This window comes from Pseudoxanthomonas sp. JC1303, from assembly GCF_058448525.1.
Genome location: NZ_CP185958.1, coordinates 163,574 through 177,052 on the forward strand (window position 1 = coordinate 163,574; position 13,479 = coordinate 177,052).

Consider the following 13,479-nt stretch of genomic DNA (forward strand, 5'->3'; position numbering starts at 1 on the left):
TGTTTCGCAGGGGATCAACATGCTTCTTCCGTTTCGCTTCGCTCTAGCTGCCGCCTTAGCCACCGCGTTCTTGCCGCTGTCCGCGGCCGGCTCAGAACCCCTTCCGATTGAGGATCTGGCGAGGCTGCCGGCTCTCCAGTCAGTTTCCATGAGTCCGGATGGTCGACATCTTGTTGGTCTGATTCCAGCTCCTAGCGACCCGGACCAGACCGCATTGGCGACATGGGATATCGGCAAGCTATCGTCCGGTCCCACAGTGGTCACGCCATCCGGTGACCGGATGAAGTTCGTTCAGGCCGTCGCCCTCAAAGCGGGCAAACTTTTAGCAGTTTCCCGGCAGGAATGGACTGGTCAGCTGGGAGGATGTGGCGAAGGCAGCACCTATGGAGCAACCAAAACCTTCGTCTCAAAGGCCTATATCGCTGGCTTCGAGCAGAAGGACTTTACCGAGGCATTCGCAGACAACACACGCAAGCTCGGCGTCAGCCAGCAGACACTGCGCTGCCTGGAAATCGGAGGCACTGCCTCGCTTGTAAGCGATCTTCCACAGGATCCGGAGCGGGTCATAATTCAGCAGTTGAGCGGCACTTCGCTGGTTGCCAACTACTACCTTTACGATCTGAAGACCGGGGAGACCGAGCTACTGTTCAAGGGCGGAGCTCGCGCGACTCCAGCATTGTTCGACCCACGAACTGGCAAGGTTCTGGCAAAGGCGCAGATCGAGGCGATCGGGGATGACTACGAACAGCAAATTCTCCTGCTGGATCCCAAGACCGGTGAGTTCTCGGTCCAGTCTCCGCTGACCACGAAGCTCTCAGACCGCTACACCGTTGACGTCGTCGGAGTTGAGGACGGCACCGGCAAGTACTACGTCCTCACCGACCTGTTCTCCGATCAGGTGCAGGCCCGCTTGTATGACCCGACCAGCCATAGGTTCGACAAGGAGCCTCTTGTCGCGGATGCCAAGTTCTCGATCAATGCACTGGTATTCGGTACCCAACCGAGCAACTTCAACAAGATCGTTGGGTTTGTCGTAGGTGGACCAGCCAACGAGACGGTCTACGTCGATCCATCTCTCAAAACTGTTCAGGAAAGTCTAAAGGCCGCATTCCCTGGGCAGTCTGTGACGTTGGGGCGTTACACGGAGGACCTGTCAAAGGTGCTCTTTACAACTGAAAGCGCCGACACCCCTCCGAGCTATCACCTCCTTCTGGATGGCAAGCGCGTGGTCACCATCGGGGCGTCTCGCCCTTGGGTGGCCAAAGGAAATGTTGGGGAAGAACGTTGGGTGACCTACACAGCTCGCGACGGTCGACAGATCCCCGCCATTCTTGACCTGCCTCCCGGATACCACTCTGGTTCAAAGCCAGTGGCGGCAGTTGTGATGCCGCACGGCGGGCCTTGGGCGAGAGACTACATGGGGTGGGATGTCACTGGCTGGGTTCCCATGCTCACTTCGCGGGGATATGCGGTGCTGCGCCCTCAATACCGGGGCTCAAGTGGCCTTGGCCGTGACCTATGGCTGGCCGGCGACGCACAGTGGGGCCTGAAGATGTCAGACGACAATGACGATGGCGCAGCATGGCTCGTCTCCCAGGGCATTGCCGCCAAGGACCGTATCGCCATCTTCGGCTATTCGTACGGTGGCTTTGCAGCCGCCGCTGCGACGGTGCGCAAGCCATCACCTTTCCAGTGCGCGATCGCCGGAGCTCCCGTTACCAACCTTGGCCGGCTAGGCACAAGCTGGAGTGACAACCGACTGCAGCGCATTCTCCAGGGTCAGACGGTCAAAGGGATGGACCCGATGCGGAACACTGCGGATGCCAACATCCCGCTGCTGACGTTCGTGGGAGACCGAGACGTCCGGACGCCGTCCTTTCATGCCCAGGGATTCTACGAGGCTGTCAAAGATCGCGTCCCCGCGAAGTTCGAGCTGATTCCCGATCAATCCCACAGCCTGCCTTGGTATCCAAGGCAACAGCGCGCAACGCTGGCGCTGATAGAAAGCTTCCTTCGTAACGACTGCGGGCCCGGAGGACTTTAACGCCTGTCCTCATTGTCACATCACGACATTGTGTGACGGCTATTGCAATGCGGTGACGAGGGAGTTAAATTCGATTAACCGATCCGTAACGACGGTTTAACTTCTTATTTTTCAAGGGGATACAGATGTCGAGTTTTCACCAGAAGGGCTTTCGGCGACTGCCACTGACCCTCGCGGTCGTCGCCGCACTGCAGGTTGTGCCTGCATTTGCCCAGGAACAGAGCGACGCGCAAAGCACGGAAGAAGCCTCCCAGGAAGCCAAAAAAGCCAAGGATCTGGACACCGTGACCGTGACCGGTTCGCTTCTGCGCCGCCCCGAGTACGAGACCACCTCTCCCGTCCAGGTGATTGAGGTCGACACCGCTGTCGCGGCTGGTCAATTCGACACTGCGGACTTCTTGCAGACCTCTGCCGCGGCGGCAGGTTCGACGCAGATCAACAATCAGTTCGGTGGGTTCGTCGTCGAAGGCGGCACCGGTGTGCAGACCGTTTCGCTCCGCGGCCTGGGCGCCAACCGCACATTGATCTTGCTCGACGGCCAGAGACCTGGCCCGGCAGGCACCCGGGGTCAGGTCGGCGCATTCGACTTGAACGTCATTCCCCAGGCCTTGCTGCAGCGCATTGAGATCGTCAAGGACGGCTCGTCCTCGATCTATGGCTCTGATGCCGTTGCGGGCGTGGTCAACCTGATCACAAAGAAAAGCTTCGACCGTCCCGAAATGACGTTCCAAATGAGCATTCCGGAAGAAGGCGGTGGCGAGCAGTTCGCTGCCTCCATTGCCAACGGCTGGAACTTCGAGAACGGCAGCATCGTCGCCGGCGTTCAGTGGGATAAAAGTAACGCTGTGACGCGCGGCGACCGCGACTTTTTCCGCTGCTCGGAGGATCTGGTATTCGGCACCGATGGCCAGCGCATTGACCGGGAAGATCGCTCTGTCCTGGCGGGCACGAAGTTGGCCGGGTGCAACAACCTGTACGCGAACACCATCATCGATTACTTCAACGCGAGCACTATCCGCTACGTCCCCTCGCCGGACGGCAGCACGATCGGGCCGTTCCCGGGTTACCGTCCGCGCCCGTATCCCACCCAGAACTACGCAAATTCGCCGCAGGCCTATTACGAAGACGTGCTGAACTTTGATTTCATGGACAAGGATGAAGTCATCAACCAGCGCAAGCGGATCAGCCTTTATGGCGCCACTGACTTTGGTTTCGAGGCGTTCAACTGGAAGACCCAGTGGCTCTATAACCGCCGCGAGACCAGCACGCACTCGTACCGCCAGTTCTTCCCGGTCGTCTACAACGAGGCCGACGACAACTACTACCAGCCCATCATGCCGTTTCCGAGCAATTCGAAGCAGACGGTGGAATATTTCTACGGCGCCACCAAGTTCGACGGGCTGTTCAAATGGACCGATAGCTGGGGCTGGGAGGCCAATGCCACTTACACCCGTAGCGACGGGGACTACGAGGGATTGGCGATCGACGCAAGCCGCACGGGCGATCTGACCCTGGACGATAGCGGCGAAGCCTCCGTGAACTACTTCGATCCGGGCATCCTGAGCGGCAGGAACATGGCCGACCTGGTCAATGCCATTGGCGCCAGGACAAAGGGCAATACGGTCTACGACCAGGCCACGGTCAATGCAATCATTTCGGGCAACTTGTTTGCGCTTCCCGCTGGTGATGTCGCCGCCGCGTTTGGCGTGGAATACCGCCACTACAGCATTGATGACCAGCCCGATGAGCTGTCGCAGAACGGAATGCTGTGGGGCTCCAGCTCGGCGACGGTCACCAAAGGCACCGACAACGTCCGCGAGGCCTTTGCCGAGATTGACGTCCCGTTGCTGAAGGACATCCCGGGTATCGAATCGCTGTCGGTCAACCTGTCCGGTCGCGTATTCGACTACAACTCGGTCAATGACTCGGACAACGTGTGGAAGACTGGCCTGAACTGGCAGATCACCCCGTGGGCGCGCGTTCGCGGCACCATCGGCACTTCCTACCGCGCGCCGGGACTGTATGAGCTCTATCTGGGCGATCAGAGCGGATTCCTGTCGCAGACCTCGATCGACCCCTGCATCCTGTGGGGCGATAGCAGCAATGATTTCCTTCGCAACAACTGCGCAGCTGCTGGTATTCCGGCGGACTACGCGGCCTCCGGCGGATCGTCGGCGACCGTCTATTCTGGCGGCGGCAAAGGTTTCCTGGTGCCGGAAACTTCCAAGGCAAAGACCCTGGGCTTGGTCGTCACTCCGACCGGCACCAACCTGAGCGTCGCGCTGGATTACTTCGACTACCAGATCAGTGACGAGATTGGTCAGCTGGACAGCTATGACATCTTGTTTGGCTGCTACGGCTCACCGGTCTATCCAAACAGCTTCTGTGAGTTGTTCGAGCGCAATGCACCAGATGCGGCTGCAAATCCGAACATGATCACCACGATCCAGAACACCTACATCAACATCAACAAGCAGCGTACCCGCGGATACGACCTGCAGGTGAACTACGACAACGACTTCTCATTCGGCAAGGTCTCGCTGGATGCGCAGGTGACCTACACGATAGAGGACGTCTACCAGCTGTTCGATAGTTCCGCCGAGAGTGGTACGACCACCGAAGATCAGGTCGGCTATATCGGCCGTCCCAAGACCGTGGGTATTGCCAATGCAAGTCTGGAACGCGGCGACTGGACTTATACCTGGAACACCCAATACGTGAGCTCGACGATGAATCGCGACCTTGATCCGACGTTTACCTACCAGGGTTACGCCGGTGCCACTCGCGACATCAAGGCTGGCTGGCAGCTTAGGCACGCCGTGTCCGTGGGATATGAGCAGGGCGACTGGGGCATCTTGTTCGGTGTTCGCAATCTGACCGACAAGGATCCGCCACTGATGTCCACCGGCACTGCAACCCGGTATGGCAACGTCCCGGCATTTGCTACTCAGTACGACTGGTTTGGCCGCACGTACTTCGTGCGAATGAACTACAAGTTCTGAGCATAGGCATCGAAAGGAGTACTGAAGAAGGGTGGCGAAAGCCACCTTTCTTCTTTCATGGCTGACCGGAGAGTCACCCGGACCTCCCACCACACGCCCCAGTACGGTATAAGGACGGCAGACACCGATCCCTGGGAGGGGACCATGCGCAAGACCATCCTGATGTTGTCCATGCTGGCCCTGGCCAGTGCCGCCTCCAGCGCGCTGGCCGCCGACGGCGCGATCGGCCGTTGGAAGACCATCGATGACAAGACCGGCGACACCAAGTCCATCGTGGAGATCACCAAGGCCACCGATGGCAGCCTGACCGGCAAGGTCGTGGAGATCCTGAAATCCGACCACGGCCCGAATCCCACCTGCGATCAATGCACCGGCGAACGCAAAGGCAAGCCGATCAAGGGCATGACCATCCTGTGGGGCCTGACTCCGGACGGCACCAACGAGTGGGCCGGCGGCACGATCATGGACCCGGCCAACGGCAAGACCTACAAGTCCAAGATGGAACTGCAGCCCGGGGGCACCAAGCTGGATGTCTCCGGCTGCATCATGTTCATCTGCCGGGCGCAGACCTGGGTGCGCGAATAACGCCCGCCACCGGCTCCGCGCAATCCAAGCCCGGCTCCGGCCGGGCTTTTTCGTGCCCGGAGGGCCTCGGACCGGCATGCGATAATCACGACCCCCTCGTCCCGCTGTCTTCCCATGACCCGCACCGCGCTCGTTTCCAATGCCCTGCCCTACGCCAATGGCCCGCTGCACCTGGGCCATCTGGTGGGCTACATCCAGGCCGACATCTGGGTGCGGGCGCGACGCATGCGCGGCGACAACGTTTTCTACGTCTGCGCCGACGATACCCACGGCACGCCGATCATGCTGGCGGCCGAGAAGGCTGGCGTCACCCCGGAAGCCTTCATCGCCAACATCCAGGCCAGCCACGAGCGCGACTTCGCCGCCTTCGGCGTGGCCTTCGACCACTACGATTCGACCAACTCGCCGGTCAACCGCGAGCTGACCGAGCAGTTCTATCTCAAGCTCGAGCAGGCCGGACACATCAGCCGCCGCAGCGTGGCCCAGTTCTACGACCCTGCCAAGGGCATGTTCCTGCCGGATCGCTATATCAAGGGCATCTGCCCCAACTGCGGCAGCGCCGACCAGTACGGTGACAACTGCGAGGTCTGCGGCGCCACGTATTCGCCGACCGATCTGAAGGAGCCCAAGTCGGTGATCTCCGGCGCCACGCCGGAGCTGCGCGACTCGGAGCACTTCTTCTTCGAGGTCGGGCACTTCGACGGCTTCCTGCGGCAGTGGCTGGCAGGCGATGTCGCCCTGCCCGGGGTCAAGGCCAAGCTGCGCGAGTGGCTGGATGCCGAAGGCGGCTTGCGTGCCTGGGACATCTCGCGCGATGCGCCCTACTTCGGCTTCGAGATTCCGAACCAGCCGGGCAAGTATTTCTACGTGTGGCTGGATGCGCCGATCGGCTACCTGTCCTCGTTCCGCAGCCTGTGTGCTCGGACCGGTGAAGACTTCGCCGCGCACCTGGTCGCAAGCACCCAGACCGAGCTGCACCATTTCATCGGCAAGGACATCGTCAACTTCCACGGCCTGTTCTGGCCGGCGGTGCTGCACGGCACCGACCACCGCGCGCCGACGCGCCTGCACGTCAATGGCTACCTGACCGTGGACGGGGCCAAGATGTCCAAGTCGCGGGGCACCTTCATCATGGCCCGCACCTATCTGGATGTCGGGCTGGAGCCCGAGGCGCTGCGTTACTACTTCGCGGCCAAGTCCTCCGGCGGCACCGACGACCTGGACCTGAACCTGGGCGATTTCATCGCCCGCGTCAACGCGGACCTGGTCGGCAAGTTCGTCAACCTGGCCAGCCGCTGCGCCGGGTTCATCGGCAAGCGCTTCGACGGCAAGCTCGCAGACGCCCTGCCCGATGCGGCGCAGTACCAGCGCTTCGTTGAAGCATTGGCGCCGGTGCGCGAGGCCTACGAGCGCAACGATCCGGCCGCCGCCATCCGCCAGGTAATGGCGCTGGCCGACGAGGCCAACAAGTACATCGACGACCACAAGCCGTGGGTGATCGCCAAGCAGGAAGGGGCGGACGCCCAGTTGCAGGCGGTCTGTACCCAGGGCCTGAACCTGTTCCGCGTGCTGGTCGCCGGCCTCAAGCCGGTGCTGCCCCGTGTCACCGCCGAGGCCGAGGCCTTCCTGTCCGCGCCGGTGCTGGGCTGGGAGGAGCTGGCCCAGCCACTGACCGCGCACGTCATCCAGCCGTATACCGCCCTGTTCACCCGCATTGACCCGAAACTGATCGACGCCATGACCGACGCCTCCAAGGACACCCTCGCCGCCGCGCCCGCCGCAGCCCCCGCCAAACCGCAGGAAAAGAAGCAGGCCGCCGCGCCGGCACCCGCAGCGGCAACTGGCGATGGCCCGGCCACCATCGGCATCGACGAGTTCGCCAAGCTCGACCTGCGCATCGGCAAGGTGCTGGTGTGCGAGTTCGTGGAGGGCTCGGACAAGCTGCTGCGCTTCGAACTGGATGCCGGCGAGCTGGGCAAGCGCCAGATCTTCTCCGGCATCCGCGCCAGCTACGGCGAGCCAGACAAGCTGGTCGGCCGCAGCGTGGTGTTCATCGCCAACCTGGCGCCGCGCAAGATGCGCTTTGGCATCAGCGAAGGGATGATCCTGTCGGCGGGTTTCGACGGCGGCGCGCTGGCGCTGCTGGACGCCGACGCAGGCGCGCAGCCCGGCATGCCGGTGCGCTGACCGCGCAACGCCCGCAAGCGCCTTCACACCTCCAGCTGATGCGCACCGCGTAGAGTCGGCCGAGCACCTTGCGCCCCGCTTCCATGCCCTCAGCGCCTTCGAGTCCCGATGCCAGTCCGCGATCCCAGCGTGCGCTGATCGGACTGAACTTCTTGATCGCCGATGTGCAGGACGGGCTTGGCCCGTTCCTGGGCGTTCAACTGCAGGCGCTGGGCTGGCAGGCCGGGGCCATCGGCCTGGCGATGACCGCCGGTGGTATCGCCGGACTGCTTGGCACGGTCCCGGCCGGCGCGCTGGTGGACGCCACCCGGCGCAAGCGTGCGGTCGTGGCGCTCGCCTGTCTGCTGACCGTGGCGAGCAGTTGCCTGGTGCTGGTGTCGCATGCCTTTCCGGTGGTGGTCGCCTCGCAGGTGGCCAGCGGCCTGTGCGGGGCGATCATCGGTCCGGCGCTGACGGGATTGACGCTGGGCCTGGTGCGGCAGGCCGGGTTCGAACGGCAGATGGCGCGCAACCAGGTGGCCAACCATGCTGGCAACGTCATGGCGGCTCTGGTCGCCGGCTATCTGGGCTGGAAGTTCGGGCTGGTGGCCGTTTTCGCGCTCCTGGGCAGCTTTGCGCTGCTGGCCACCGTCAGCCTGTGGCTGATCGACCCACGCCAGATCGACCACCAGGCCGCGCGCGGCAGCGAGATGGCCGGCGAAACGGCGCAGCCCGCGCAGGCGTTACGCTGGCGTGCGCTGCTGCGACAGCGCACGCTGCTGTTGCTGGGCATCGCCTTGCTGTTCTTCCACCTGGGCAATGCGGCCATGCTGCCGCTGTATGGCCAGGCGGCGGTGGCCACGCATGCGGCCAACCCGGCGGTATTCACCGCCGCGACGGTGATCATCGCTCAACTGGTGATGGTGCTGGCCTCGCTGGCGGCGATGCGGCTGCTGCCGCGCTATGGGCATTGGTGGGTGCTGCTGATGACCTTCGTCGCCCTGCCGCTGCGCGGGCTGGTCGCGGCCAGCACGCTGGGCTCGATGTGGGGTGCCCTGCCGGTGCAGGCGCTGGATGGCATCGGGGCCGGTCTGCAGAGCGTGGCGGTGCCGACGACCGTCGCCAGCCTGATGCGCGGGACCGGGCGCACCAACGCCGCGCAGGGCATGGTGATGACCCTGCAGGGCGTGGGCGCCTCGCTCAGTCCCGCGCTGGGCGGCTGGATCGCACAGAGCTGGAGCTATCGCGTCGCCTTCCTGGCGCTGGGCAGCGTGGCGGTGCTCTCCCTGGTGCCCTGGTTGCTGCCCGGCATGCGAACCGCTGCGCGAGACGCGATCGCATGACGCCCTGGCTGGTCTGGGCGACGACGGCGGCGACGGTGGGCTGTGTGGTGACGCGCCCCGGCCGCCTGCCCGAATGGGTCTACGCCGTGGCTGGCGCGCTGGTCGTGGCGCTGGCCGGCGCCCTGCCGTGGATGGATGTGGGCCATGCGGTGGGCGAAGGCCTGGATGTGTACCTGTTCCTGGCCGGCATGCTCCTGCTGTCCGAACTGGCGCGCCGCGAAGGCCTGTTCGACTGGGTCGCGCAGTTGGCGGTGCGACATGCACGCGGATCGGGGCGGCGCTTGTTCGCGCTGGTGTTCGCCACCGGGGTGGTGGTGACGACGTTCCTGTCCAACGATGCCACCGCCGTGGTGCTGACCCCCGCGGTCATCGCAGTGGCACGCAAGGCGCGCGCGCCGATGCTGCCGCTGTTGTTCGCCTGCGCCTTCGTCGCCAACGCGGCCAGCTTCGTGCTGCCGATCTCCAACCCGGCCAACCTGGTGATGTTCGGCACGCACATGCCGCCCTTGCCGCAGTGGCTGGTGCGGTTCGGGCTGCCTTCGCTGGTCGCCATCGTGCTGACCTTTGCGGTGTTGGCCTGGAGCCAGCGGCGCGCGCTGGCCGGCGCGGTCTCCACGGACGTTCCGCTGACGCCGATCAACGCCCACGCCCGGCTGACGCTGTATGCCCTGGGCGCGACCGCGCTGGTGCTGATGCTGGCGTCGTGGCGGAACTGGCCATTGGGCTGGCCGACCGCGGTGATGGCCGCGCTGGCGGTGCTGGCCGTCTCGCTACGCGGTCGCAGCGCGCCGTGGCCGGTGCTGACCGGCGTCAACTGGGGCGTGCTGCCGCTGGTGGCCGGGTTGTTCGTGCTGGTCGAGGCACTGCGCCAGACCGGCCTGGTGGCGACGCTGGCCAGCCTGCTGCGCGACCAGCTCCAGGCCGGCACGCCCCAGGCCACTTGGATGATCGCAGTCGCCACGACCATCGCAGGCAACCTTGCCAACAACCTGCCGGTCGGGCTGCTGACCAGCGCCACACTGGCCCAGGCCTCACCACCAGAAGTGGTGCGCGACGCCGCGCTGATCGCGGTGGACCTGGGCCCCAATATCGCCGTCAGCGGTTCGCTGGCGACCCTGTTGTGGCTGTCGATCCTGCGCCGTGAGGGCGAGCACGTGGGCTTCTTCCAGTTCCTGCGCCTGGGTCTGCTGGTCACCCTACCCGCGTTGGCCGCGGCGATCACCGTGCGGCTGGCGCTGGGCTGAAGGTATTTCAAGGATCACGATGCAGCTGGCGCTTTTCGACTTCGACCACACGCTGACCACGCGCGATACCTACGCGGGCTTCCTGCGCCGCATCGCCACGCCGGAGCAACTGGCGCGGGCGAAGTGGAACGTGGCCCCTTGGCTGCTGGCTTACCGGGCCAGACTGATTTCGGCCGCGTCGATCCGCGCGCGGGTCACGCGGATTGGCTTCGTCGGCCGCAGTCTGGACGATGTCCATGACGCCGGCGCGCGGTATGCCGCGCAGGTGCTGCCAGGGCTGATTCGTCCCGATATGCGCCACGCCCTCAAGACGCACCTGCAGCGTGGCGACACCGTCGTGGTGGTCTCGGCCTCCTTGGACGCGTATCTGCAGCCCTGGTGTCGCGCCGAAGGACTGGAACTCATCTGTAACCGGCTGGAGAGCCGTGCCGGCCTCTGCACGGGGCGTTACGACATCGCCGACTGTGGCCCGCGCAAGGTGGAACGGATCCAGGCGCAGTACGATCTCACCGCGTTCGACCGCATCCACGCCTACGGCGACAGCGCCGAAGACAAGCCCATGCTGGCGCTGGCGCACGCGCGCTGGTATCGCGGCCGCCGCGTCTCCTGACCCAAGTTACCCTGACCCCACACCGCGCAGCCTTCGCCACGCATGACCAACGCCCCGCTCTCTCTCGCCGACCGCCTCGACCGTCTGCTGCCGCAGACCCAATGCGGGCAATGCGGCTTCGATGGCTGCCGGCCCTATGCCGAGGCGATGGCGCGTGGCCAGGCCGGCGTGGAGCGCTGCCCGCCGGGTGGTGATGCCGGTGCACGTGCCCTGGCCCGATTGCTCGACGTGCCCGCGGTGCCATTCGACCGCAATCGTGGTCAGCACCTGCCGCCGCAGGTGGCGCTGATCGTCGAAGCCGACTGCATCGGCTGCACCAAGTGCATCCAGGCCTGTCCGGTGGACGCCATCATCGGCGGCGCCAAGTTCATGCACACCGTGCTGGAGGACCTGTGCACCGGCTGTGGCCTGTGCGTCCCGCCGTGCCCGGTGGACTGCATCGAGATGATCGCGGCGGACGCACCCGCCGCCTGATTCACTCGCCGACCGGCGCGCCGCCCTGCGCCAGCAGGTCGCGCAGTTCGTCGACCATCGCCCCGTAGCGCTTCCAGCGCTGCAGCGAACTGCGGTAGATCTTCGAGCGCAACTGCACCTCCAAGGAGCTTGCGCTGCGGGTCATGGGCTTGCCTTGCAGGTGCTGCAGATCCGCTCCACCGCGTACCCTTTCGCGCGCAGCTTCTCGACGACGCCGTCGGGGCCGAGCAGATGCAGTGCGCCCACGACGACCAGGGTGTCATCGTCACCCGGACCTTCGAGGCGCTGGGCCAGCTTCGGGACCCAGGCGTCGTTGCGCGCCACGTTGATGCGCTGATAGAGCTGCGGGTACTCGCGCTTCATGTCGGCGGCCATGCCGTCACGCAGGGTGGCAATATCGCCGTCACGCCAGGCGTCATGCAGGCGCGCGCTTTCGGCCGCGCCGGTGGCGCCGGCGTCGTCCAGGGTCTCGGCCAGGTACTGCTCCTGCTCGAGTAGGGTCATGCCATCGAGCATGTCGATCTGCTGCTGGCCGCGCTCCAGACCGGTGACGGGCTTGCCAGCCTGACGCGCCATCTCGATGAAATGCACGTCCAGGCCGAGCTTCGGGTCCAACCCCTGCGCCACCATCTCCTGCAGGCTGACGCTGATCGCCACCAACCAGGGCTCCAGGTGCTGGAAGCCCTCCACCGGCAGGTTGTGCGCGTGCGCGTAATCCACCAGCGCCTGCCAGGTCGACGGGTTGAGGCGCTGCTCCAGCGTCTGGCCATCTGGCAGCCGCGCGGCGGCGTACATGGCCTGGCCTAGCGCAGGCGAAGACAGTTCGTCACCGGACAGTTCCAGCACGAGCTGCTCGGCATCGGCAAAGGCGGCGTCCACGTCCGCAGACAGGGGGTAGTCATCGGGCTTGAGCAGATGAAAGGAGCCCAGCAGGTACAGGGTGTGCTGACCGTGGGTCACCTTCCACAACAGCGGCACCGGTGGCGCGGCACTGGCCAAGAGCGGCACGCAGGCCAGACACAGGCCCAGCCACAGGCGCAGGCCGCCACCCCGCCAGCGGGTCACGACGCTGTTCAAGAGGACTCACCGCCCACCGGCCCGGTGTACATCTTTTCGCCTGCGTCGATCGTCAGGTCCAGACGATTCTGCGCCGGCGGCAATGGGCAGGTAGCGAAGCGGGTGAACACGCACGGCGGGTTGTAGGCCCGATTGAAATCCAGCGTGACCGTGCCATCGGCGGCCGGCGCGGCGGTGTCCAGGAAGCGCCCGGCCGGGTACGAGCCGTGCCCGCTGGTGCGATCGGCCAGGACGAAGAACAATCCGCCCTCGTCCCCTTCCATCGCCGTGAGCTGGTAGGCCTTGCCATCGTGCTCGAAGCTGACAATGCCCGGGCTGGGCGCGGCCACGGTGTTGCCGACCATGTCGACGAAGGTGAGCGTGGTACCGGCCGGGCTGGGCGTGAAGTGGCCTTCGATACGCCAGGCCGGGCTTGGGGTGTAGTAGTCGATCTGGGTGAACTGCAGGCGCGCGGCGGCGTCGGCGCTCTTGATCCGCAGTCCGTAGCGCTCGCCGCGATGGATCAAGGTCATCTGGTCCGCGCCGCCGCTGAAGCCGATCACCGTCGGTTGACCGGACTGGTCGTCCACCAGGCGGATGCGCCGCTTCAGCGGCTGGCCGTCCGCGGTGACCATCACGCCGCGCTCGGGCGTGAAGTACACCTTGTCTCCCTGCTGCTGGACCAGGCCCAGCTTGGGCGGCCCGACCTCCAGCACGATCCCACTACCGGTCCCGCTGCCGATGTAATGCGACTTGAGCTCGAGCCAGTGCAGCCCGACCAGGCTGGTCCAGCCATCGGGCGCCAGCAGGGCCTCGCGCCGTTGGGTCCTCCACACCGCGTTGTCGGCCAGGAAGTCGACATCAGAAGGCGCCTGCCGCTGCACGGCCGGGGCCGGGGGCTCGCTGCAGCCGGCCAGCAGTACGGTGACCAGCAGCAGCCCACGAACGGCCACGG

General features: G+C 64.9%; 11 protein-coding genes. 8 read left to right on the forward strand and 3 right to left on the reverse strand.

Annotated elements, in window-relative coordinates; genetic code table 11:
- The first annotated feature begins 19 nt into the window (after nucleotides 1-19).
- The 8 genes from ACORQU_RS00765 to rnfB all read left to right on the forward strand — a co-directional run bounded on the left by ACORQU_RS00765 (nucleotide 20) and on the right by rnfB (nucleotide 11,468).
- Nucleotides 20-2,044 carry an alpha/beta hydrolase family protein gene (locus tag ACORQU_RS00765; RefSeq protein WP_491642809.1) on the forward strand — a complete coding sequence of 675 codons (2,025 nt, stop codon included), beginning with the start codon at nucleotides 20-22 and terminating at the stop codon, nucleotides 2,042-2,044.
- Nucleotides 2,045-2,169: 125 nt separating this feature from the next.
- Nucleotides 2,170-5,046: a TonB-dependent receptor domain-containing protein gene (locus ACORQU_RS00770; RefSeq protein ID WP_491642810.1), complete on the forward strand. Its 2,877-nt coding sequence runs from the start codon at nucleotides 2,170-2,172 to the stop codon at nucleotides 5,044-5,046.
- A 144-nt stretch (nucleotides 5,047-5,190) separates the two neighbouring features.
- Entirely contained in the window at nucleotides 5,191-5,631 is a 441-nt protein-coding gene (locus tag ACORQU_RS00775) for a DUF2147 domain-containing protein (RefSeq protein ID WP_271645272.1), read from the forward strand.
- A 114-nt stretch (nucleotides 5,632-5,745) separates the two neighbouring features.
- Entirely contained in the window at nucleotides 5,746-7,818 is a 2,073-nt protein-coding gene (gene metG / locus ACORQU_RS00780; protein WP_491642811.1) for a methionine--tRNA ligase, read from the forward strand.
- An 83-nt stretch (nucleotides 7,819-7,901) separates the two neighbouring features.
- Nucleotides 7,902-9,140, forward strand: a complete 1,239-nt coding sequence (locus ACORQU_RS00785) for an MFS transporter (RefSeq protein WP_491642812.1) — start codon at nucleotides 7,902-7,904, stop codon at nucleotides 9,138-9,140.
- Complete coding sequence (locus ACORQU_RS00790; RefSeq protein WP_491642814.1) at nucleotides 9,137-10,384, forward strand: arsenic transporter; 1,248 nt, start codon at nucleotides 9,137-9,139, stop codon at nucleotides 10,382-10,384. The genes ACORQU_RS00785 and ACORQU_RS00790 overlap by 4 nt, the downstream gene beginning before the upstream one ends.
- A 19-nt stretch (nucleotides 10,385-10,403) precedes the next feature.
- Nucleotides 10,404-10,994 carry an HAD-IB family hydrolase gene (locus tag ACORQU_RS00795; RefSeq protein ID WP_491642815.1) on the forward strand — a complete coding sequence of 197 codons (591 nt, stop codon included), beginning with the start codon at nucleotides 10,404-10,406 and terminating at the stop codon, nucleotides 10,992-10,994.
- Between the two features lie 42 nt (nucleotides 10,995-11,036).
- On the forward strand, nucleotides 11,037-11,468 hold the full coding sequence (gene rnfB, locus ACORQU_RS00800) for an Rnf electron transport complex subunit RnfB (protein ID WP_491642816.1): 432 nt from the start codon (nucleotides 11,037-11,039) through the stop codon (nucleotides 11,466-11,468).
- A 1-nt stretch (nucleotide 11,469) separates the two neighbouring features.
- On the opposite strand, the gene ACORQU_RS00805 is transcribed toward rnfB, so the two are convergent.
- The 3 genes from ACORQU_RS00805 to ACORQU_RS00815 are packed head-to-tail and all read right to left on the reverse strand — an operon-like array spanning nucleotide 11,470 to nucleotide 13,459.
- Nucleotides 11,470-11,613, reverse strand: a complete 144-nt coding sequence (locus ACORQU_RS00805) for a hypothetical protein (RefSeq protein WP_491642817.1) — start codon at nucleotides 11,611-11,613, stop codon at nucleotides 11,470-11,472.
- Nucleotides 11,610-12,545: a TraB/GumN family protein gene (locus ACORQU_RS00810; RefSeq protein ID WP_491642819.1), complete on the reverse strand. Its 936-nt coding sequence runs from the start codon at nucleotides 12,543-12,545 to the stop codon at nucleotides 11,610-11,612. Before ACORQU_RS00810 ends, ACORQU_RS00805 begins: the two co-directional genes overlap by 4 nt.
- Nucleotides 12,542-13,459 carry a DUF1684 domain-containing protein gene (locus tag ACORQU_RS00815; RefSeq protein ID WP_491645189.1) on the reverse strand — a complete coding sequence of 306 codons (918 nt, stop codon included), beginning with the start codon at nucleotides 13,457-13,459 and terminating at the stop codon, nucleotides 12,542-12,544. Before ACORQU_RS00815 ends, ACORQU_RS00810 begins: the two co-directional genes overlap by 4 nt.
- Nucleotides 13,460-13,479 lie beyond the last annotated feature (20 nt).

Bases quoted from the DNA above. Each gene is read 5' to 3' on its own strand.
- rnfB (WP_491642816.1), top strand. From the start codon at position 11,037: ATGACCAACGCCCCGCTCTCTCTCGCCGACCGCCTCGACCGTCTGCTG.
- metG (WP_491642811.1), top strand. From the start codon at position 5,746: ATGACCCGCACCGCGCTCGTTTCCAATGCCCTGCCCTACGCCAATGGC.
- ACORQU_RS00790 (WP_491642814.1), top strand. From the start codon at position 9,137: ATGACGCCCTGGCTGGTCTGGGCGACGACGGCGGCGACGGTGGGCTGT.
- ACORQU_RS00805 (WP_491642817.1), bottom strand. From the start codon at position 11,613: ATGACCCGCAGCGCAAGCTCCTTGGAGGTGCAGTTGCGCTCGAAGATC.
- ACORQU_RS00795 (WP_491642815.1), top strand. From the start codon at position 10,404: ATGCAGCTGGCGCTTTTCGACTTCGACCACACGCTGACCACGCGCGAT.
- ACORQU_RS00770 (WP_491642810.1), top strand. From the start codon at position 2,170: ATGTCGAGTTTTCACCAGAAGGGCTTTCGGCGACTGCCACTGACCCTC.
- ACORQU_RS00765 (WP_491642809.1), top strand. From the start codon at position 20: ATGCTTCTTCCGTTTCGCTTCGCTCTAGCTGCCGCCTTAGCCACCGCG.
- ACORQU_RS00775 (WP_271645272.1), top strand. From the start codon at position 5,191: ATGCGCAAGACCATCCTGATGTTGTCCATGCTGGCCCTGGCCAGTGCC.
- ACORQU_RS00785 (WP_491642812.1), top strand. From the start codon at position 7,902: ATGCCCTCAGCGCCTTCGAGTCCCGATGCCAGTCCGCGATCCCAGCGT.